This window comes from Streptomyces ipomoeae 91-03 (assembly GCF_000317595.1).
Classification (GTDB): domain Bacteria; phylum Actinomycetota; class Actinomycetes; order Streptomycetales; family Streptomycetaceae; genus Streptomyces; species Streptomyces ipomoeae.
The window spans coordinates 16,321-36,796 of sequence record NZ_AEJC01000397.1; the positions used below are offsets into that span (position 1 = coordinate 16,321).

Below are 20,476 nucleotides of genomic sequence, written 5' to 3' on the forward strand. Positions count from 1 at the left end.
TGCTTCGGAGCACTGACGCGTCGGCCCGGGGCACTGACCGGACCGACGTCACCTGCGAGCCGGGCTCAGTCATGAGGGACGACGACGACGGGGCAGCGCCCGTGATGGATCGCGGCCTGGGCCACTGGACCCAGGTGGGGCGGAAGCCCGTGCCGGTGTGCGCGTCGGCCGACGACCAGCAGCGCGGCGCCTTCGGCGGCCCGTACGACGGCCTTGGCGGGGCTGTCGAGACGGATGCCCTCGGCCACGTCCACCTGCGGGTACTTCTCACGCCAGGGGCGGAGCACCTTGTCCAGCTGCTTCTGCGCGTCCTGAGTGATCTCTTGGGAGACGTCATGGTCCACCCCCCAGGGGACGCGTGCATGGAGCGGCACGCTTCGGCCGTGGATGGCCTGGAGAGGAACGCCTCGTGCCGCGGCGGTGTGGAAGGCGAAGTCGAGCAGGTCGTCGGAGGATCCGTGCAGTTTCAGGGCCACGACCACGCGGCTCGCGAGTGCCTGGGGCGGCCCCTCCTGGTCTTCGGCGCGGACCAGTACGACCGGCCGCTCGGCCCGTGCCACGACGGGCATGCTGACGTCTCCCAGGAAGTAGCTCTCGACGGGCTCCAGCCCCCGTGAACCGAGGACGATCATCTCGGACTCCGACGCCGCTTGGAGCAGCGCGTTCTGCGCGTCTTCAGCGACCAGATTCCCGACGATGGACAGGCCCGGGTGACGTGCCTGGAGCTCCGCTCGCGCGGTGTGCACGAGACGCTTGGCCCAGTAGTTCTGATCGACTTCCGAGGGGACGCGGGGCGGTTCCGGCGCCAGCAGCGGCCAGGCGTGCAGCAGGCGCAGGGTGAGCTTGCGCTTCTCCGCCTCGTCGGCGGCCCAGCGGGCGGCGGCAAGACTCTCGGGTGAGCCGTCGAGGCCCACGGTGACGGCTGCTTGCATGGCGGCGGCCTCCGTCTCGTACGAAGCTGGAAATGGCGGTGGATGACGGTGAATGAGTCCGATGGCGTGGAGGTCCGGACGCCGCCGAACGCCGAGCGTGGTGTCTTCTCTCCTTCGAGGAGTACCCCAATCCGCGCGGCAGCGCATGTGGACCTGTGGCCGCGGGGCACGAGGCGCGGAATCCGGCACGAGAGGAGCAGGCGGTGACGATTCCCCTGGTGGTCGGCATCGACGGGTCCGAGGCGAGCCTGGAGGCGGTGGACTGGGCCGCCGGCGAGGCCGTCCGGCACGAGGTGCCGATCCATCTCCTGCACGCGGCGGCGCAGGACGACGAAGCGTCCGATGTGATCGGCACAGCCTCGGAACGCGCCAGGAAAGTCGCCCCCACGGTGCGGCTGTCGAGCGAGGTGCTGCATGTGGACGCGGCCTCCGCGCTGGTCGACAAGGGGCGCAACGCCTTCGCGCTGGTGCTCGGATCCCGAGGGCTCGGAGACCTCGCCGGGATGCTCCTTGGCTCGGTCAGCCTGGCCGTGGCCGCCCACGCCGACTGCCCGGTCGTCGTCGTGCGCGGTGGGGTGGAGCACCGGGGCAGCAGGTTCGGGAACGTCGTCGTCGGCGTCGAGGACGGGGAGGGCAGCGGTACGGCCGTGCAGTTCGCTTTCCGCGAGGCCCACGTGCGGCGCTGCCGACTGGTGGCGCTGCACGCCTGGAGTGTCCCGGTCGGGCCCCCTGGGCCCCCGGGCGTGTCCGGATACGCCCTCCAAGCCTTCCGGCGCCCGCCGACGCAAGTGCTGTCCGAAGCGCTGCGCGAGACCGCGGAGCGGTACCAGGACGTGAAGGTGAGCAGCGAGGCGGTCGAGGGCCCGGCACGACGGGCGCTCCTGGACGCGGCCTCCAACGCGGATCTGCTCGTCGTCGGGGCCCGCAGGCGGCTTGGGCACCTTGGTTTGCAGCTGGGTCTGGTCAACCACGCCGTTCTGCATCACGCTCCGTGTCCGATCGCGGTCGTGCCGCAGATATGACCGATGGTGGGCGGGGTGGGCCGAGTGGTGGTCGGCAGGGACCTTCGGCCCCGTGACCGGGTCCTGCCGCCCTTGGAAGGTGGTGAGGAAGAGAAACGTGGCGGGGGACGCACCAGCGACAGCTGGAGGCCAGATCATGAGCGCACAGGATCCGCCGCACGCGTCCGGTCCTCACCGACCGCACCAGGAGCAGCACCCGCGCAAGGGCGCGAACCCGCTGAGGCGTACGTCCGACCGCGTCGAAGCCTGGTGCTCCGCATTGCTGTTGCTGTTGCTGGCCCTCGGACTGCCGGTGGCTTCGGTGAGCGCCGGACTGGCTGTCTACGAGTCCACGATGCGCACCGTCCAAGCCCAGGCCGCGGAACGGCACCAGATCACCGCACGGGTGACCTCGGCCCCCGAGGCAGCACCGGGCAGTGCCGCGGACGAGAAGCAGACGGTTCGGGTGAGCTGGACCGGGGAGGACGGCCGGCAGCGGACCGGAACCACCCGCGTACCCCCGGACAAGACCGCGGGCTCGACCGTGCGGATCTGGGTGGACCGGGAAGGAACCGTCCAGGAGCCGCCGATGTCCGCGGACAATGCGACGGCCACCGGCTGGCTGACGGGCGGCCTGACAGCGGTCGCCGTGTACGCCGGCTTCGTCGCCGGGCGAAAGGCTGTGCGCTTGGCGCTGAACAGCAGAAGGTACGCGCGGTGGGACGCCGAATGGGACCTGGTGGAGCCCACGTGGTCCGCGCGGTTCCACGGGTGAGAGGCGGGGGTCCCGGGGCGAGAGTCCAGGAGGTGACCGTGATGTCCGATGCGACGACCACGGATCTGTACGAGGTCACGATGGCGATGTCGTACCTGAAGGAGGGGCTGACCGGCCCGGCGACGTTCAGTCTCTTCGTCCGTGACATGCCGCCCGACCGGGGGTTTCTGGTGGCTGCCGGCCTGGAGCCGTCGCTCGACTTCCTCTCCGGCTATCGGATCACCTCTGAGGACATCGACGCGTTCGCCTCGGCGCTGCACCGGCCTGTCCGCGATCTGGAGCCGCTGCTCGGCACGGAATTCACCGGTGAGGTACGGGCGATACCGGAAGGGCGGATCGTCCTGGCGGGAGAGCCGCTGCTGGAGGTGACCGCTCCGCTTCCGCAGGCGCAGCTGGTCGAAACGTACGTACTCAACCAGGTCAGCCACCAGACGACGATCGCCTCGAAGGCCGCCCGGTGCGTCCTGGCCGCGGCGGGACACCCGGTCGTGGACTTCTCCCTGCGACGCACCCACGGCCCTCAGGCCGGTTTCCAGGCCGCGCGGCTGGGCGGCCTGGTCGGCTTCGCCGGGACAAGTAACGTCGCCGCGGCCACGGCTGAAAGGCTGCCTGCCGTCGGCACGATGGCCCACTCCTACATCGAGGCGTTCGCGACGGAGGAGGACGCGTTCCGTGCCTTCGCCCGCTCCCACCCCGGCCCGGTAACGCTCCTGGTGGACACCTACGACACCGAGGAGGGAGTCCGGGTCGCGGTGCGCGTGCTGCGAGACCTCGACCACGCGGCCCGCGGGCCCGGCTCGGCCGTACGGCTGGACAGCGGCGACCTCGGCGCCCTGGCCGTGCGCGCCCGCGCACTCCTCGATGCCGGCGGGCTGCCGGACGTCCGGATCATCGCCAGCGGCGGCCTCGACGAGTACTCCGTGGACGAACTGGTCCGCTCCGGTGCGCCGATCGACATCTACGCCGTCGGCACCCGCGTCGGTGTCTCGGCCGACGCCCCGTTCCTGGACTCCGCCTACAAGCTGGTCGAGTACGACGGCCGGCCGGTGATGAAGCTCTCCTCCGCCAAGGTGACCGCCCCAGGGCAGAAGCAGGTTTTCCGTCGCCCCGGATACGGCGATGTGATCGGGGTGCGTGATGAGCAGCCTCCCCGGCAGGGCGTGCCGTTGCTGGTGACGGTGATGGAGAGGGGGAGGCGCACCGTCGAGCGCCCAACGCTGGAGGAGAGCAGGGAGAGGTTCGCCGCTGACCTGGCCGGGCTCCCTCCGGCGGCGCGCAGGATCCGGGCGCCCGTTGCGCCACGGGCGGTGACCTCCGGTCAACTGACCTCGCTCAGTGAACAGGTCCGGCGCCGTATCGAAAGCGAGGTCCTGGCCTCGGCCGTGGACCTGTGAAGCCGTGAGCAGAGCGCGTCCGGATCACAGCGGTCCGTACCGGGATGAGGAGGAACGTGATGGCGCATACGGTGGAGTGGAAGGTCCGTCTCTACCTCTTCGAGGAAGAGGGAACGACCAAGGCGCGCGTGGTGCTGAACACCGGGACCAACGAGTTCACCGGGCACGGTGACGCACACCGGAACCCCGCGGACATGGATGTGCCGGAGATCGGTGACGAACTGGCGGCGGGCAGGGCGATGCACGACCTCGGCCGGCAGCTGGTGGATGTTGCGGAGCGTGACATCGAGGGTGTGAGCCCGCCCGCCACTGGGCCGAGTGCTCGGCCGGAGACCGGCTGGCCGCTGCCGGATGAGATACGAGGAGGATGACCGATGACGCTGCCTGTCCGTCGTGGCAGGGGTGCTTTCCCGGTATGGGACCCCTTCCGCGAACTGGAGGAACTGCACACACGCATGGACCGGCTGATGCAGTCGGCTTTCCCCGGTGGCGGTGAGTTGGGAGTGGCTGGGGCGTGGGCGCCACTGGCTGACGTCGAGGACACCGAGGACGCGTATCTGGTGGAGCTGGAACTTCCCGGTGTGGACAAGGACCAGATCACCGTCGAGGTCGCCGAGGGCGAGCTCGACATCCACGGTGAGATCAAGGAGAAGGAACGCACCGGTGTGGTTCGGCGCCAGACCCGCCACGTTGGGCAGTTCGACTACCGCACGAGTCTGCCGCCGAACGCGGACACCGCACACGTCAGTGCTGAGCTGACCAACGGAGTGCTCACTGTGCGCGTCCCGAAGGCTGAGAAAGGCAAACCGCATCGCATCGAGATCGGTGGCTGACGCAGCAATTCCGTTGTAGGGGTCAGGTGCCGTCGCGGGAAGCACGGGAGTCGTCTGCCCGGTCGGCGATGTGCCCGGAGACCGAGACCACGCCGTCCACACTCCGGCACAGCCGCTCGATCACCTGGATCAGGGTCTTGACCTCGACGCATCCCCCCAGGGTGACCTGCCCGTCGCGCACCTCGACCGTCACGTCCGAGGCAGCAGGGCCCAGCGTCCCGCGCAGTACGTCTTCGGTGATCTCGTCGCGGATGGCGTCATCACGGCGCAGGAAGACTCTCAGCAGGTCACCGCGGCTCACGATGCCCTGCAGCCGGTCGGCCTCGTCCACCACGGGCAGCCGCTTGACGTTGTGTGCCGCCATGAGGCGAGCTGCCTCGACAACGGTCCATTCGGGACGCGCGCACACGGCGGGAGCCGACATCAGTTCCTCGGCCCTGGCGCCCTCGGCCTTGGCACGCTCCCATTCCTCAAGACGGGGGACCGGTGTCAGGCCGGAAGGGTCGACTTGGGTGGAAGACTTGCGCAGCAGGTCGGCCTCGGACACCACGCCCATGGGATGGTCGAGTTCGTCGACGACCGGCACGGCGGTGACATCGTTCTCCGCGAGCAGCTTGACGATCTCCTTGAACGGCATGTCGCGCCGCGCCCGCACGACGTCTCGGGTCATGAGGTCTGCGACCGTGCGGTGGTGCATGTCGCCTCTCCGTTCCTGGTGGAGACAACCGGTGGTGACAGGGGTGGTCGGTTGCCCAGCGGGCCATGGCCATGCACGGCAGGTGCTTCGGCCGGTGTTGTGGTCCAGCCTTGGGGCGGCCGTTGGCGGTCGTCCATCTGACCGGACCACCGGCTGTCTCATCCCATGCGTCGGTACGCCGTGCGTGGCACGTTGGGTTACAGCAGCATTCTCAGGAAACGGTGGCGATCATGCGAGCTCGACTCGGCGATCAACTCATTGTCGAAAGCCCTGCCACCGGCGCCACCAGGCGCGATGGCGAGATTGTGGGACTCCACCACGCGGATGGCACGCCGCCCTACGACGTGCGCTGGTCGGACACGGACGAGGTGACGCTCGTCTTCCCTGGGCCCGACGCGCACATCCGTCACATCGAGCACCAGCCCAGAAGCCCACACACCCCTTCCCGGCCGAGCATGCACGGGACGGGCGGGCAGCCAAGTGCCGGGTCCGGCGGGACACCGCCGGGCAGGGCGCCCAACCCCGGTGACATCGGCCGACGCGTCGCTGCCGAGCGCACACGCCAGGGACTGACCCGGGCCGAGACGGCCCGCCGCGCCGGAATGGCGCCGGGGTACCTGGCATACCTCGAAGAAGAGCCGGCCGACCCGACCTCGGCCAGTCTCCTCAACCTGGCCGCCGCACTGGGAACCAGCGCCGCAGCCCTGCGCGGGGGCGGCATCGATCTGCCGCCCGGCCAGGGCCAGGCGCTCCTGCATCCTCAGCTGCGGGACCTTGGCCTCGACGAATGCCGCGCCTTGCTCTCCACGCACGGCGTGGGGCGCGTCGCGGTGTCGACACCGGACGGCCCGGCCGTCGTTCCGGTCAACTACGAGGTCGTCGACGACGTGATTGCGTTCCGGACGGCGCCGGACTCGGTTCCGGCGAGGGCCGTGGGATCGGAAGTCGCCTTCGAGGTCGACCATGTGGACGAGGCGATGAGCCAGGGCTGGAGTGTGCTCGCCGTCGGATCGGCGCGGGTGGTCACCGAGCCCGAGGTGCGGAAGCTGGTCGAACGTGCCCACACAAAGCCGTGGGCCGGGGGCGAACGCGAGATGTGGGTGTCGATCGAGCCAACGCGCCTCACAGGCCGCCGCATCAGTCCGGCCGAGCACTGAGCGAGCCGCGTTTCCTTCTGCAGGCAGGGCGTACTCATGTCTCACTGCGTGCCCTCCGCACCAGCCGAAGGGCCGGACTCACCGGTGAGATGGGGTTCGACGTCCACGACGCCCTCCACGGCGCGCACCAGGCGCACGGCGACCGAGATGAGTGAGGTGTCGCGGATGTGCCCGCGCAGGGTGACGACCCCCTCGTCCACGTTCACGTGGATGGCGTGGCTGAAGGCCGGGAAGAGGTAGGACACCACGGTGCGGCGGACCTCCTCCTCGATCTCCTCGTCCGACCGCAGGAAGACCTTCAGGAGATCGGCGCGGCTGACGATGCCCTGGAGCATGCCCACGTCGTCGACCACAGGCAGCCGCTTGACATGCCGGACCGCCATGATCCTGGCCGCATGCGCCAGGGTGACGTCAGGGTGGACCGTGATGGCGGGGGTGCTCATGAGATCCTCCGCCGTCACCGCCCCGGCCTTGGCGACGTCGGAGAGGCGCTGGCGTTCCTCGTAGAGACTCGGGTCGGTGTCGCGGAACTCCTCCTTGGGCAGCAGGTCGGCTTCGGAGACGACGCCGATGACGCGCCCTTCACCTTCCAGGACCGGCATGGCGCTGACTTTCCACTGCTCCATGGTTCGGACGATCTCCTTGAAGGGTGCGTCGCGGCCGACAGCCACGACCGTCTGGGTCATGACATCGCTCACGATGTGTGGGGTTTCCGGCATTGCCAACCACCTCGTCTCGCCTCGTCAGGGCACTTCGCCCGCGCCGTGGGGTGCGTACAGGTCGAGCAGTCGTACCCGGGCGGACCTGAGCCGGCGCGCGAGCACGCCGAGGACGTAGGTGCACAGCTCGTGGTCCAGGGCCGGGTCCTTCGCGCACATCTCACGGACCGCCGCCGCGTCGAACTCGTAGGCACGCACCGGGCTGCTCGCCTCGGCCCCCAGATGCCACTGATGGGGAGGGACCAGCCAGGACCAGCCCAGCAGTTTTCCGGCGTCGAGGGTCTCGATGACCGCTGCTTGCCGGCCGGGCACGTGAACGTCGAGAGCGACCGTGCCCGTGTGAATGATCCAGAAGCGGTCGGCCTTTCCGCCCTCGTTGAAGATGCGCTCGCCCGTCGCGAACGACACCTCACGAGCGAGTGGCATGAGCTGCTCGCGATGCTCCGTGCTCAGGGCGCCGAAAACGCCGGGCCTCGTCACCACTGTGGTCTTCCCTTCTCCATGGCCTCGAAGGTGGAGGGCGGGCTTCGTCCAGTCACGGACGTCGCACCGTGCGGGGCCGTGGTCTTCGTGGTCGGGTCGGCGATGGGCACGCACGCAGCGCTGTCCCTCCCGGCCGTATGACTCCACCATCGCCGCAAAACGGCGCGGTGCAACCGGGGCCGAGGTCTGCTCCCAAGCCGATCCGCGTGTCACGAAGCCGGTCCACGTGTCGCGACGGACCCAGGGCGGTGCGACGGTGTTCACAGGAGGTCTCGCGGTTGCCGGACAGAAGGGCGGTGGGGACAGTGGAGCTTCCGCTGGTCGTGGGCGTCGACGGATCGGATTCCAGCCTGCAGGCCGTGGACTGGGCGGCGGACGAGGCGGCACGCCATGGGCTGCCGTTGCGGCTCGTCCACGCCTCCCTGTGGGAGCGGTACGAGGGAGGCCGCCCGTCCTTCACCACCGACCGCCCGGCCGAAGAGATCATGGCGGAGCACATCGCCGCGTCCTGCGCGGAACGAGCCCAGCTCCGCAACCCGGAGCTGAAGGTGTCGAGCGAGGTGCTGCCCGACGACGCCGTGTCCGTGTTGCTGCACGCGGGCCATGAATCCTTCGCCCTGGTCACGGGCTCCCGCGGCCGCAGTGAGCTCGCTGGGTTGCTGTTGGGCTCGGTCAGCCTGGCGGTGGCCGCCCGCGCCGTCTGCCCGGTCATCGTGGTCCGTGGCGGGGAACGGAATCGGCAGGGCTCCTTCGGCCGGGTGGTGCTCGGAGTCGGCGATGCCACCGAGGGCTCGGCCGCCGTACGGTTCGCCCTGCGCGAGGCCGAGGTGCGCGATTGCGCCCTGGATGCCGTTCGGGCCTGGCGCTACCCCGCCCATGAGCACGTGGACCAACCCCTGCTCGAGGTCGCCGCCAGTGTCCACGAGGAACGAGCCTCTACCCTCCTCACCGACGCACTGCGCGACGCGGTGAGGGATCATCCCAAGGTTGAAGTACACCGCCAAGCGGTGGAGGGTCCCGCGCACAAGGCCCTTCTGGACATGTCGGCCGACGCCGACCTGATCGTTGTGAGTGCACTGCGCCGGCACGGCCACTTCGGTCTGCAACTCGGCAGGGTCGCCCATGCCCTCCTGCATCACGCCGCGTGCCCGGTGGCCGTTGTCCCGCAGCGAGCCTGAACTCCAGTACGTGGGCTGGCGGGAGAGGGTGAGGCCGGCGGATGTCGGAGTGGACCTGGGAATACGAGGGCTACGATCCCGCCGCCGAGCGGTTGCGTGAATCGTTGTGCACACTCGGCAACGGCTACTTCGCCACCCGCGGCGCGGTGCCCGAGCGCAGAGCGGGCCTTGTGCACTACCCGGCCACTTACGCGGCCGGGGTCTACAACCGCCTGGAGTCCACCGTGGCGGGGCGCCAGGTGGTGAACGAGGACGTGGTGAACCTCCCGAACTGGCTGCTCCTGCGGTTCCGTCTCCGCTCCGCCGCGGGCACGGCGGGCCCGTGGTTCTCTCCGGACGTGCGGAAGCCGTTCGAGCACCGGCACTCCTTGGACTGCGCCGTGCCACGCTGACGCGCACGTTCTGGTTCCGGGACGGTGAGGCAGGCGCGCTGAGCGTGGAACAGGTCCGCCTGGTGCACATGGCGGACCCTCACCTGGCCGCGTTGCGGACCGTGTTCACCACGCAGGAGTGGTCGGGGGAGATCGAGGTCGAGTCCGTCCTCGACGGCGACGTGGCCAACGGCAACGTGCACCGTTACCGCTCCCTCAACCGCAACCACCTGGCCCATGTACGGACCGGGACGGCGAAGGACGACATGACGTGGCTGCGGTGCCGCACCAGCACCTCCTACATCGGTATCGGTATGGCGGCCCGTACAGTCGCCCTGGGACAGCGGCCGACATCGTCGCAGCTGCGACCCTCCCGTCGCCGCGCTGTGCACCGGCTGGTGCTGCCGATCGCTCCGGGCCGCCCCGCCGTCGTAGAGAAAACCGTGGCCCTGCACACCTCACGTGACGTGGCGATCGGCGACCCGCTCGAAGCGGCGCTCGACCGGGTGACCGCGGCTCCCGGATTCTCGGAGCTGCTGGACTCCCACGTCGCGGCGTGGGCGCGGTTGTGGCGGCGCGCGGACGTGCAGGTGCCCGGGGAGGCGGGCCGCGTCCTGCGCCTGCATCTGTTCCATGTGCTGCAGACGTTGTCGCCGCACACCACGGAGCTGGACGTGGGGGTGCCGGCCCGGGGGCTGCACGGCGAGGCGTACCGGGGCCATGTCTTCTGGGACGAGCTGTTCGTCCTGCCGTATCTGAACCTGCACTTCCCGGAGGTCTCCCGGGCGCTGCTGAACTACCGGTACCGGCGCCTGCCTCGGGCATGCCAGGCTGCGGCTGCGGTCGGCCGGGCCGGGGCGATGTACCCGTGGCAGAGCGGCAGTGACGGCCGTGAGGAGACCCAGGTGTGGCATCTCAATCCCCGCTCGGGGCGCTGGCTGCCGGACCACTCGCGGCTCCAGCACCACGTGGGCTCGGCGATCGCCTACAACGTGTGGCAGTACTGCGAGGCCACCGGCGACACCGAGTTCCTGCACACCAGGGGTGCGGAGATGCTGCTGCAGATCGCCCGCTTCTGGGCGGACCTCGCCGACTTCGACCCCGAAACGGGCCGCTACCGCATCGGTGGCGTCGTAGGCCCCGACGAGTATCACGACAGCTACCCGGGTGCCGGCCTGCCGGGCCTGGACGACAACACGTACACCAACGTCACCGCCGCCTGGGTCCTTACCCGCGCCCTGGATCTCCTGCGGCGCCTTCCCACATGGCGCCGGGAGGAACTGCTCGAACGCGTGCGGCTGGACTGCGGCGAACTTCCGCAGTGGGAGGACGTCTCCCGGCGGTTGCGGGTGCCGTTCCACCAGGGCGTCATCAGCCAGTTCGAGGGCTACGACGACCTCGCCGAGCTCGACTGGGACGCCTACCGGGCACGCTACGACAGCATCCGCCGACTGGACCGGATCCTGGAGGCCGAAGGCGATTCGGTCAACCGCTACAAGGCGTCCAAGCAGGCCGACGTCCTCATGCTCGGCTACCTCTTCTCGCCCGCCGAGCTGCAGCACCTGTTCCGGCGTCTCGGATACCGTCTGGACGACGAGATCTGGCGAAGGACCGTCGACTACTACCTCCACCGCACCAGCCACGGCTCCACCCTCAGCGGACTCGTCCACGGTCTGGTCCTCGCCAGGGCCAGACGGGCCGAGGCGTGGAGTTACGTCCACGAGGCGCTGGAGGCCGACATCGCCGACATCCAGGGTGGTACGACCGGCGAAGGCATCCACCTGGGGGCCATGGCCGGAACCCTCGACCTGATCCAGCGCGGCCTGACGGGACTGGAGACACGCGAGGACGCCCTGTGGCTGGACCCGGTGCCTCTTCCGGCGCTCTCCGAGTACGGGTTCTCGCTGCGCTATCGCGGTCATTGGGGTGTCGGCGTACGGCGCCGGAGCGGGCAACTGGAGATCGGTGTGCCCGACTCGGAGGAGTCGCCGATCCGTGTGGTGCTGGCCGACCGAGCCGTGACCGTCGCGCCGGGAGAGACATGCGCGCTGGTGCTGCCGACGAGTTGATCCGACGGGATGTGGCCTGTGAGCGCGGCGATTCGGCCCTGCCTGCGGCGGTGTTGCCATCGGCCTACGCTCCGAGAGCGGGGGTTCGGCTTCGGGGATCAGAGCCGTGGGAGACACGTATGGAGTGGTTGGTCTCACTGGTGGGCGCGGGTCTTGTCATGGTCACCCTGCGGGACCTGTTCCATACGCTCTGGCACCCCACCCGCCACGGCGGCCTGAGCCGCCTCGTCATGACGGCGCTATGGGGACTGGCCCGGCGTTTCCGTGCCCGCAGGCGTGTGGTCGGGCTGGTCGGGCCGCTCGCCATGGTGGCGGTCGTGTGCATGTGGGCCGGCACCGTCATCCTCGGCTGGGCGATCGTCTACTGGCCTCACATGCCTGGCGCGTTCACCTTCTCGCCCGGTTCCGAGGCGGCGCAGGAACCGGCGCTGCTCGACTCCCTGTACCTGTCGCTCGTCACGGTGGCGACGCTCGGGCTGGGGGACATCGCGCCCGGTGAGGGTTGGCTCCGCGTGGTGTCGCCGTTGGAGGCATTGGTCGGGTTCGCCCTGCTGACAGCCACGGTCTCCTGGGTGCTGGAGATCTACCCGGCGCTGACCCGCAGGAGGGTCCTGGCCATTCGGCTGGCGCTGCTGCGCGACGCGGACCCGGCGCAGCAGCAGATCGACTGCACGGCCGGGGCAATGCTGCTGCACAGCCTGGCCACCGAAGTCGTACGAGTCCGCGTCGACTTCACCCAGTACGCCGAGGCGTACTACTTCCATGACGGGGAGGACCACTCGTCGCTGGCGGCCATGGTCGGCTGCGCCGCCGCGCTTGCCGAGCGCGGACAGGCAGCCGGGCGGCCGGAGGTGCGACTGGCGGGTGACGTGCTCGCCGATGCGCTCAAAGATCTCGCCGCCATCCTTGATCAGCGTTTCCTCCACACCGGCGGAACACCGACGGACGTTTTCGCGGCCTACGCCGCCGACCACGGGCGGGCCTCGTGAACCGGCCCAGGGACAGCAGGACGCCCGACGCGGACATCGGCGAACCCCGGGGTGCGACCCCCTGGGCGGGTCCGTCGGGCCTGTCGTCGGACGAGGCCGCGCGGCGGCTGGAGTTCCATGGTCCCAACGAGATCCCGGCGGAGCCGCGGATCCCGGTGTGGCGTCGGGTACTGCAACAGCTGCGCGACCCGCTGATCCTCGTCCTGCTCGTGGCCGCCGCTCTGACGATCGCCACCGGCGATCTCTCCGACGCCGCCGTCATCCTGCTCGTGATCACGGTGAACACCGTGGTCGGTGTCGTACAGGAAGTCCGGGCGGAACAGGCGGTGATGGCCCTGTCCGCGATGAGCGCTCCCGCCGCCAGGGTGGTGCGCGACGGCGAGGAACGCTCTATCCCGGCTGCCGAGGTGGTGCCGGGCGACCTGGTGCTGGTGGCCGAGGGGGACATTGTTCCCGCGGACGGAGACGTGCTGGCCGCGGCGTTGCTTCTGGCGGACGAGTCCTCGCTCACAGGTGAGTCCGTGCCGGTGGAGAAGGCCCCTGACCAGGACGCGTCGCGAGGTGCGGTGTCGGCGGGCACGATCGTCGTCCGCGGCCACGGACGTGTCGTGGTCACGGCCACCGGCGCCGACAGCGCGCTCGGCCGGATCGCTGCCCTGATGGGTGCCGCACCCGGTCTCACTCCGCTCCAGCACCGGCTGGCGAGGTTCGGCCGGACTCTGGCGGCGGCCATCGTGGCGCTGTGCGCGGTGGTCCTCGCTCTCGGGCTGGTCCGCGGACAGCCCGTCGAGCTGATGATCGTGGCGGCTATCAGCCTTGCCGTCGCCGCCGTCCCGGAGTCCCTTCCCGCCGTGGTGACCCTGGCTCTGGCTCTGGGAGCGCGGCGCATGGCGGACCGGCACGCCATCGTCCGCAGACTGCCCGCGGTGGAGACACTGGGTTCGGTGACCGTGATCGCCACCGACAAGACCGGCACCCTCACCGAAGGCCGGATGGCGGCCGAGCAACTGTGGACACCGTACGGCGAGGCGGCGGTCGTGGGCACGGGCTACGAACCCGAGGGCCAAGTCGTCCGCGACGGCGAGCCGGTCATCGTGAGCACCGCGCCCGACCTGGCGGAGCTGCTGCGTGCCGCGATGCTGTGCAATGACGCGGCGCTGGAGCCCCCGCCGGACGGCTCCACGGAATGGAGTGCGCTGGGCGATCCCACGGAGGCCGCTCTGTTGGTGGCCGGGGCCCGCCTCGGGCTGGACCGTGGGGCGCTGGATCGAGGGTTGCCGCGCCTGGAGGAGATCCCGTTCGACAGCGGTCGCAAGCGCATGACGACCATCCACCGCAGGCCGGAGGGCGGAGTGCGGGTCGCATGCAGAGGAGCGCCGGAATCAGTGCTCCAGCCGCAGATCCTCACCGACCGGCCTGACGTAATCGCCCAGGCGGCCGCACAGGCCGAGGTGCTGGCACGCTGCGGATACCGGGTCCTCGCCATCGCCTCGGCCGACCACCAGGACACGGCGCAGCAGCCCCCGACGTGGGAATCGGGCCTGTCGCTTCTGGGCCTCGTCGGCATCCTGGACCCACCCCGCAGTACGTCCGAGTCGACGATCTCCGCCTGCAAACGCGCCGGCATCGTCCCCGTACTCATCACCGGAGACCACCCGCTGACCGCACGGGCCGTGGCCGGGCGCCTCGGGATCGCTGCCCGGGACGAGGAGGTCACCACGGGGGACCGGATCCGGGAAGGCACAGCGGGCGACCTGACGGACGTACGGGTCTACGCCCGCACCACCCCCGAGCAGAAGCTGGACATCGTCCAGGCGTGGCGCGGGGCCGGGCACGTGGTGGCGATGACGGGGGACGGCGTCAACGACGGCCCGGCTCTGCGGCAGGCCGACATCGGTGTCGCCATGGGGCGGCGCGGTACCGAGGTCGCGCGCCAGGCGGCCGATCTGGTCCTCGCCGACGACAACCCGGCCATGATCGTGTCCGCCGTCGAGGAGGGACGCCGGGTGTACGCGAACGTACGCCGGTTCCTGCTCTACGGCCTTGCCGGGGGCACCGCGGAGATCCTGGTCATGCTCCTCGGCCCCTTCCTGGGAATGCCGCTGCCGCTGCTCCCCGCACAGATCCTGTGGATCAACCTGCTGACGCACGGCCTGCCCGGCGTTGCCCTCGGCGCGGAGCCCGTCGACCCGGACACGATGCGCCACCTTCCCCGTCCTCCCGAGGAGAGCGTGCTCGGGGCCGGCCTGTGGCCCCGCATCCTCTTCATGGGAGCCTTCGTCGCCACGGTGACCCTCGTGGTCGGTGTCTGGGCCCGGGAGACCGGACGCCCCTGGCAGTCCATGATCTTCCTGATCCTCGGCGCCACCCAGCTCGGCGTGGCGCTCGGCTCACGGGCCCGCCCGGGCAGCCTGGCCAACCCGTTCCTGCTCGTCGCCGTCGGCGCGGCACTGAACCTCCAGGTAGCGGGCGTCTATCTGCCGCCCCTGCAGGAGCTGCTGGGTACGGAGCCGCTTCCGCCCACCGACCTCGCGATCGCCTGCGCGGTGTCCGGTCTCGGCCATGTCGTCATGCGCCTTCAGGCCCGACTGAAACCGGAACGCCCACCGCGCGGGGGCCCTCCGGAGGTCCGAGAGCGTTGAGCCCGTCATGCGCGACGGAAGCGCGAATTCCCACCCGCTGACCGCCATGTGACCCTCACGAGAGGGTGAGGCCGGCCCGCGCTGGAGGAAGTCGCTGATCGGCTGACAGGGCCGAACGGACCGCGCACGGGGACCGGTCGGCCCACGCGTCTCGAACTCGGGCAGGTGACCCTGGAAGCGGGGAAGAAGGAGGTGCTGGACATGACCGGCACGACCGAGCGGCTCCCCGGCGCCCTGCACTGCCCGACCTGTCCGAATGGGCGGAGGCGGGATTCCCCGTGCTGGAGGAAATTCCGGCGACGCACGGTGTCCACGTCGAAGAACGCCTGGCGGACGGGCGGTACGTGCTGCAGGCCGAGCTTCCGGGGATCGACGCCGAGGATATTGAGATCACCGTCGCGGAAGGTTGCCTGACCCTCCGGGCCGAGCGCAGCGAGGAGACCACCCAGCAGGGCCGCGCGGAATTCCACTACGGCCACTTCACCCCGCTGCCGCCGGGGGCCGAGAGCGACGAGGCGACGGCTGAGTACAAGCATGGTGTCCTGACCATCACGATGCCGGTGCGGGAGGCGAAGACGGGCATGAGGACCATGCCGATGCGGGAACTTCTGAGCGTAGGTGCGCATTGAACCGCATCCTGGTGCGCGGCCGATCCGTTCTTCTGGCCGCGCACATATCTGTTATCTGTCCGTGGGCTGCCGACACCCAGCGCGTCACCCGTCCGCTCGGCCCCTGCGGCAGCGCCACTACATCCTCTGCCCGAGCGGGTGGGCCATTTCGTTCGCTCGTCTGCGCGGCCCCCTAACCCATACCAGTGACCCCTTGGACCGCCCCGTCCGACGCGGTCATGATGCGCCCCACGCGCACGGCCGTGACCTTGTACTCAGGGCAGGACGTGACGGTGTCCGCCTGGTCGGAGGTGAGGCGGTTCACCCCGCTCGTGGGGAAGTGGAAGGAGCAGAAGACCTGGCCGGGGGCGGTCTGCTCACCGACCCGGGCGACGAGCCGGGCTTGGCCGTGCCGACTCTCCACGGTGAGCTGCGTGCCGTCCCGCACACCGTAGCGGGCGGCATCGTCGGGATGGAGGTCGAGGAAGTCGACCGGGTCGAGTGCGAGGTTGCCGCCGCGTCGGGTCATGCTGCCGGAGTTGTAGTGCGCCCAGCGCCGCCCGGTGACCAGGACCAGCGGGTAGTCGTCGTCGGGCTGTTCCCCGGGCGGGAGGTAGGGAGCTGCGATGAGGCGGGCCTTGCCGTCCGGGGTGGCGAACCGTTCCTTGTAGAGCTTGGCCTCTCCTGGGCGGTCGGGATCCGGGCAGGGCCACGGCACGGCGCCTTCCCGGTCCAGCCGGGCGTGGGAGAGGCCGGCGAAGACGGAGGCGATACGTCCGCATTCGGCCAGGGCGTCGGCCGGAGTGGGGCAGCCCAGGTCGCCGCCCATCAGGCCGGCGAGGGCGTGTACGGCATCGAAGTCGCTGCGTGTTTCGCCCGGCGGGGGTACGGCGGGGCGGACCCGCTGGAAACGGCGGTCGAAATTGACGAAGGTGCCGTCCTTCTCCAGCCAGGACGTGACCGGCAGAACGACGTCGGCGTGGCGGGCGGTCTCGGAGAGGAACAGTTCGTTGCAGACGACGAGCGGGCAGGCGTCCAGGGCTGCGGCTACCTGGTTGCTGTCGGGGTCGGTGGCGCAGACGTCCTCGCCGATGATCCACAGCGCCCGCAGATCCCCCGCCCGTGCGGCGGCGAACATGTCCGGGATCCTCAGTCCGGGGCGCTCCGGAACCTGTACTCCCCACACCGCTTCGGCCCGGGCTCGGGCGGTAGGGTCGGTCACCTTCCCGTAGCCGGGCAGGAGATCGGGCAGCGCTCCCATGTCGGAGGCGCCCTGGACGTTGTTCTGGCCGCGCAGGGGGTTGACGCCGTGCCCGCGGTCGGTGCCGACGGCGCCGCGCAGGATCGCGAGGTTGGCCAGGGACCGTACCCCGTCGGTGCCGTGCAGGTGCTCAGTGACGCCCAGGCCGTAGACGATCGCGGGCTGCCGGGCGCGGCCGTACAGCCGGGCCGCGGCGACCAGGTCAGCGGCGGGCACCCCGGTGATGTCCGCGATACGGTCGGGCGGGTAGTCCAACAGCAGCTCGGCGAGTTCCGGCAGGCCGGTGACCCGTTCGCGCAGAAACTCCTCGTCCACGAGCCCCTCGGTGAGCAGGACGTGGGCGAGGCCGTGGAAGAGCGCCACGTTGGTGCCGGGCCGGGGCCGCAGGTGTACGTCGGCATGCAGCGCGAGGCCGACGGCGCGGGGGTCGGCGACGACCAGCTTGGCTCCGCGCAGCACGCGGCGGAGCAGGCGGGCTCCGACCACCGGGTGGGCTTCGACGGGGTTGGCGCCGACCACGAGCAGGCAGTCGGACCGCTCCACGTCATCGAAGCTGTCGGTGCCGCCGGAGAGCCCGAAGGAGGCGGTCAGGCCGGCGGCGGACGGGGAGTGGCACAGGCGGGAGCAGTTGTCGACATTGTTCGTGCCGATGACGACCCGCATGAACTTCTGGACGAGGTAGTTCTCCTCGTTGGTGGCGCGGGCCGAGGAGATCGCCGCCACCGCGTCCGCGCCACCGGCGTCGATGGCCTTGCGCAGGCCCTGGGCGACATGGCCGAGCGCCTCCTCCCAGCTCACCGGCTCCAGGCGGCCGTCGCGCCGCAACAGAGGCCGGGTGAGCCGTTCGGGAGAGGCGAGGTAGCCGTGGGCGAAGCGGCCCTTGACGCAGGTGTGCCCCTGGTTGACGGGGCCGTCCCGGGCGGGCAGCACGGCCGTGACCTCGCCGTCGGAGGTGACGACGTCCAAGGCGCAGCCGACGCCGCAGTACCCGCACGTCGTACGTGTGGCGGTCGGCCGGTGGGCGGAGGTGAGCCCGTGCCCCGGGCCGGGCTGGGTGATCGCACCGGTGGGGCAGGTGTCGACGCAGCCGCCGCAGGCCACGCAGTCCGACTCGGCCCAGGTCCCACCGGTGCCGGGAGCGACCACGGTGTCGGCGCCCCGGCCGGTCAGGGTCAGGGCGAAGGTGCCCTGCACCTCGGCGCACATGCGGACGCACCGCCCGCAGGCGATGCACAGGTCCCGGTCCAGGTGGACGTACGGGTGGGAGTCGTCCCCGCCCCGGCCTCCGATGCCCTGTGCCGCGTCCGGGCCGATGCCCAACGACCGGCAGACATCGGCCAGTTCGCTGGGATTGTCCTCGGTGAGGGCACGGGGAGGCAGGGCGGAGGCGATGAGCTCCACCGCATCCCGGCGCAGCTGCCGGAGGTCTTCCGCGGCGGTTTCGACGTGGACACCGGACGAGGCCGGGGTCACGCAGGCCGCCACGATCTGTCCGTCGGCCCGTACGAGACACGTACGGCAAGAGCCGGCCGGGCTGAGCCGGTCGTCGGAGCAGAGCGCGGGCAGCTCGGCGCCGGCCGCCCGCACCGCCGAGAGCAGTGAGGCTCCCTCGGCAACGGCGACCCTGACGCCGTCCACGTCGATTCCCGTCATGGTTCCCATCCCGTGAGTCGGGCCCCGTAGGCCAGGGCGAGGCTGTGCACCGCGGGCGGAATGCGCCGTCCGAAGGCGCACAGGCTCGCCTCGGCCAGGACACTGGCGAGCCGTCCCCATTCCGTTCCGGGCGGGGTGCCGGCGGAGGCCAGCTCCAAGCCGCGGCGCGAGCCGACGCGGCAGGGGGAGCAGGCGCCGCAGCTCTCTGCCGCCGCGAACTGCCAGATGTGCCGCAGTACTTCCTCCGGCGGCACGTGCTGGTCGAAGGCGACCAGCCCGGCGTGGCCGAGGGCGGCGCCCCGGGCCGCGAGGTCGGAGGTCGTCAGCGGTACGTCCAGCGCGTCGGGGCCGAGGAATCCGCCCAGCGGCCCGCCGACCTGCACAGCGGTCAGTTCGCTGCCGTCCTTCAGACCGCCGCCCAGCTCGGTGACGATCCGCAGCAGCGGGGTGCCCAGCTCGACCTCGTACGCCCCGGGCCGGGCGAAGCGCTCCGACAGGCACACCAGCTTCGTCCCGGTCTCGCCCGGATCACCGCGCCGGCCGTACGCGTCTCCACCGTGGGCGATGATCCACGGGACGGAGGCGAGGGTCTCTACGTTGTTCACCACCGTCGGCTCATCCCAGAGGCCACGCTTGGTCGGGTAGGGCGGGCGCGGCCGGGCACAGCCACGGTCCCCTTCGAGGCTCGCGATCAGGGCGGTCTCCTCACCCGCGACGTAGGATCCGGCGCCCTGCACCACTTCCACGTCCAGGCTCGTGTCCGTTCCGTGTACGGACGGACCGAAGTGCCCATCGTCGTACGCCTGCCTGACCGCTTCGCGTATCCGCGCCAGCGCACGCGGATACTCCGAGCGCACAAGGATCACGCCTCGGCGTGCCCCGCATGCGAAGCATGCGAGGGCCAGGCCCTCCAGTACGCGCTCCGGCTCCGCCTCCATGAGCAGCCGGTCGGCGTACGAACCGGGATCCCCCTCGTCGCCGTTGGCCACCACCACGGTGCCGGGCGCCCGGCCGGCCGATTCCCACTTGGCGGCCACCCGGAACCCCGCGCCGCCGCGCCCCCGCAGCCCGGATGCGGCCACCTGCCGTTGGACCTCGTCGGAAGCGCTCGTGGTCACCGTCCGTGGCCACACCTGCCACGGGGGCTCACCGGCCACCACGCTTCCCAGCAGCACGGGGTCGCCGGTGTCGTCGGCCGCCGGGATCTCGGGCGCCCGAGGGGCCTTACGTCCCGCGAGCTGGCCAGCCAGCGTCGGGCCGGTGCAAGGCGTGTCACCGTCGAGGGCGGCGGGACCCGCGTAGCAGTACCCCAGACAGCGGACGGTCTGCAGCGAGGTCGCCGCGTCAGGCGAAACCATGCCCGCGGTGACGCCCAACTCGTGCTCCACCTCGGTGAGGTGCCGTCCGGCCTGAGCGGCGAAGCACGCCGTCGCCGCGCAGGCGCGGACGTGACGGCGGCCGTGCGGGGCGGCGAGGTCCGCGTAGTAGCCCGCAGGCCCGAGCGCGGCGGCAGCGGGCAGGCCGAGACCGGCAGCGACAGCCGGAGCCCACGTCCCAGGACTGTCCGCCGTACCCGCCCTGACGTCGGCCAGCGACTGGATCAGCCTGTCTCCCGGCCGACCGCGCCGGTCGTCCAGGGCCCGAAACGCGTCGAAACGGTCTGCGGAACCCACCGGAGTCATGACCTCATCGTGGAGCCAGTCACCAAGGCTCG

16 protein-coding genes and 1 pseudogene are annotated in these 20,476 nt (G+C 70.7%); 11 read left to right on the top strand and 6 right to left on the bottom strand.

Translation table 11 applies throughout. The features are described from left to right. Positions 1-65: 65 nt before the first annotated feature. A complete protein-coding gene (locus tag STRIP9103_RS25540) occupies positions 66-932 on the bottom strand; it encodes a universal stress protein (RefSeq protein WP_009322748.1) in 867 nt (288 codons plus the stop codon). Positions 933-1,135: 203 nt separating this feature from the next. On the opposite strand from STRIP9103_RS25540, the gene STRIP9103_RS25545 reads away from it, so the two are divergent. From STRIP9103_RS25545 to STRIP9103_RS25565, 5 genes are all read left to right on the top strand, one after another. Beyond that, a complete protein-coding gene (locus STRIP9103_RS25545; RefSeq protein ID WP_009322848.1) occupies positions 1,136-1,954 on the top strand; it encodes a universal stress protein in 819 nt (272 codons plus the stop codon). A gap of 136 nt (positions 1,955-2,090) precedes the next feature. After that, positions 2,091-2,708, top strand: a complete 618-nt coding sequence (locus STRIP9103_RS25550; protein ID WP_048820966.1) for an Rv1733c family protein — start codon at positions 2,091-2,093, stop codon at positions 2,706-2,708. Positions 2,709-2,749: 41 nt separating this feature from the next. Next, entirely contained in the window at positions 2,750-4,102 is a 1,353-nt protein-coding gene (locus tag STRIP9103_RS25555) for a nicotinate phosphoribosyltransferase (protein WP_048820967.1), read from the top strand. Positions 4,103-4,161: 59 nt separating this feature from the next. Continuing rightward, complete coding sequence (locus tag STRIP9103_RS25560; protein WP_048820968.1) at positions 4,162-4,473, top strand: DUF1876 domain-containing protein; 312 nt, start codon at positions 4,162-4,164, stop codon at positions 4,471-4,473. Between the two features lie 3 nt (positions 4,474-4,476). Further along, entirely contained in the window at positions 4,477-4,935 is a 459-nt protein-coding gene (locus tag STRIP9103_RS25565) for an Hsp20/alpha crystallin family protein (protein ID WP_009322859.1), read from the top strand. Positions 4,936-4,957: 22 nt separating this feature from the next. On the opposite strand, the gene STRIP9103_RS25570 is transcribed toward STRIP9103_RS25565, so the two are convergent. After that, the gene (locus STRIP9103_RS25570) at positions 4,958-5,632 is read right to left on the bottom strand and encodes a CBS domain-containing protein (protein WP_009322743.1); all 675 of its coding nucleotides are present in this window, start codon (positions 5,630-5,632) and stop codon (positions 4,958-4,960) included. Positions 5,633-5,862: 230 nt separating this feature from the next. Here STRIP9103_RS25570 and STRIP9103_RS25575 point away from each other — a divergent pair, with 230 nt between their 5' ends. Next, positions 5,863-6,789, top strand: a complete 927-nt coding sequence (locus STRIP9103_RS25575) for a DUF1918 domain-containing protein (protein ID WP_048820983.1) — start codon at positions 5,863-5,865, stop codon at positions 6,787-6,789. A gap of 41 nt (positions 6,790-6,830) precedes the next feature. Here STRIP9103_RS25575 and STRIP9103_RS25580 read toward each other — a convergent pair whose 3' ends face one another. Further along, positions 6,831-7,508 carry a CBS domain-containing protein gene (locus STRIP9103_RS25580; protein ID WP_009322871.1) on the bottom strand — a complete coding sequence of 226 codons (678 nt, stop codon included), beginning with the start codon at positions 7,506-7,508 and terminating at the stop codon, positions 6,831-6,833. 24 nt (positions 7,509-7,532) lie between these two features. Beyond that, positions 7,533-7,934 (bottom strand): Crp/Fnr family transcriptional regulator, encoded by a 402-nt coding sequence (locus STRIP9103_RS25585; protein WP_078614044.1) that lies wholly within the window; start codon positions 7,932-7,934, stop codon positions 7,533-7,535. A gap of 362 nt (positions 7,935-8,296) precedes the next feature. Between STRIP9103_RS25585 and STRIP9103_RS25590 the strand changes: the two genes are divergently transcribed. The 5 genes and pseudogenes from STRIP9103_RS25590 to STRIP9103_RS25610 all read left to right on the top strand — a co-directional run bounded on the left by STRIP9103_RS25590 (position 8,297) and on the right by STRIP9103_RS25610 (position 15,869). Beyond that, positions 8,297-9,169, top strand: a complete 873-nt coding sequence (locus tag STRIP9103_RS25590; RefSeq protein WP_048820984.1) for a universal stress protein — start codon at positions 8,297-8,299, stop codon at positions 9,167-9,169. A gap of 100 nt (positions 9,170-9,269) precedes the next feature. Beyond that, positions 9,270-11,606 (top strand): annotated as a pseudogene (locus STRIP9103_RS25595) (hypothetical protein); the annotation flags it as partial. A 122-nt stretch (positions 11,607-11,728) separates the two neighbouring features. Beyond that, positions 11,729-12,598 (top strand): potassium channel family protein, encoded by an 870-nt coding sequence (locus STRIP9103_RS25600; protein ID WP_048820969.1) that lies wholly within the window; start codon positions 11,729-11,731, stop codon positions 12,596-12,598. Beyond that, positions 12,595-15,240 carry a cation-translocating P-type ATPase gene (locus STRIP9103_RS25605; RefSeq protein WP_009322854.1) on the top strand — a complete coding sequence of 882 codons (2,646 nt, stop codon included), beginning with the start codon at positions 12,595-12,597 and terminating at the stop codon, positions 15,238-15,240. Before STRIP9103_RS25600 ends, STRIP9103_RS25605 begins: the two co-directional genes overlap by 4 nt. A 278-nt stretch (positions 15,241-15,518) precedes the next feature. Then, a complete protein-coding gene (locus tag STRIP9103_RS25610; protein ID WP_009322769.1) occupies positions 15,519-15,869 on the top strand; it encodes an Hsp20/alpha crystallin family protein in 351 nt (116 codons plus the stop codon). Positions 15,870-16,041: 172 nt separating this feature from the next. Here STRIP9103_RS25610 and fdhF read toward each other — a convergent pair whose 3' ends face one another. Together fdhF and STRIP9103_RS25620 are read right to left on the bottom strand one after the other, a co-directional pair. Then, positions 16,042-18,762 (bottom strand): formate dehydrogenase subunit alpha, encoded by a 2,721-nt coding sequence (fdhF, locus tag STRIP9103_RS25615; protein ID WP_009322732.1) that lies wholly within the window; start codon positions 18,760-18,762, stop codon positions 16,042-16,044. After that, the gene (locus STRIP9103_RS25620; protein ID WP_048820970.1) at positions 18,759-20,444 is read right to left on the bottom strand and encodes an NAD(P)H-dependent oxidoreductase subunit E; all 1,686 of its coding nucleotides are present in this window, start codon (positions 20,442-20,444) and stop codon (positions 18,759-18,761) included. Before STRIP9103_RS25620 ends, fdhF begins: the two co-directional genes overlap by 4 nt. Positions 20,445-20,476: the final 32 nt, after the last annotated feature.

Excerpts from the sequence above, each read along its gene's own strand:
- STRIP9103_RS25540 (WP_009322748.1), bottom strand. The coding sequence starts at position 932 with ATGCAAGCAGCCGTCACCGTGGGCCTCGACGGCTCACCCGAGAGTCTT.
- STRIP9103_RS25550 (WP_048820966.1), top strand. The coding sequence starts at position 2,091 with ATGAGCGCACAGGATCCGCCGCACGCGTCCGGTCCTCACCGACCGCAC.
- STRIP9103_RS25555 (WP_048820967.1), top strand. The coding sequence starts at position 2,750 with ATGTCCGATGCGACGACCACGGATCTGTACGAGGTCACGATGGCGATG.
- STRIP9103_RS25560 (WP_048820968.1), top strand. The coding sequence starts at position 4,162 with ATGGCGCATACGGTGGAGTGGAAGGTCCGTCTCTACCTCTTCGAGGAA.
- STRIP9103_RS25565 (WP_009322859.1), top strand. The coding sequence starts at position 4,477 with ATGACGCTGCCTGTCCGTCGTGGCAGGGGTGCTTTCCCGGTATGGGAC.
- STRIP9103_RS25570 (WP_009322743.1), bottom strand. The coding sequence starts at position 5,632 with ATGCACCACCGCACGGTCGCAGACCTCATGACCCGAGACGTCGTGCGG.
- STRIP9103_RS25575 (WP_048820983.1), top strand. The coding sequence starts at position 5,863 with ATGCGAGCTCGACTCGGCGATCAACTCATTGTCGAAAGCCCTGCCACC.
- STRIP9103_RS25580 (WP_009322871.1), bottom strand. The coding sequence starts at position 7,508 with ATGCCGGAAACCCCACACATCGTGAGCGATGTCATGACCCAGACGGTC.
- STRIP9103_RS25585 (WP_078614044.1), bottom strand. The coding sequence starts at position 7,934 with ATGCCACTCGCTCGTGAGGTGTCGTTCGCGACGGGCGAGCGCATCTTC.
- STRIP9103_RS25600 (WP_048820969.1), top strand. The coding sequence starts at position 11,729 with ATGGAGTGGTTGGTCTCACTGGTGGGCGCGGGTCTTGTCATGGTCACC.
- fdhF (WP_009322732.1), bottom strand. The coding sequence starts at position 18,762 with ATGACGGGAATCGACGTGGACGGCGTCAGGGTCGCCGTTGCCGAGGGA.
- STRIP9103_RS25620 (WP_048820970.1), bottom strand. The coding sequence starts at position 20,444 with ATGACTCCGGTGGGTTCCGCAGACCGTTTCGACGCGTTTCGGGCCCTG.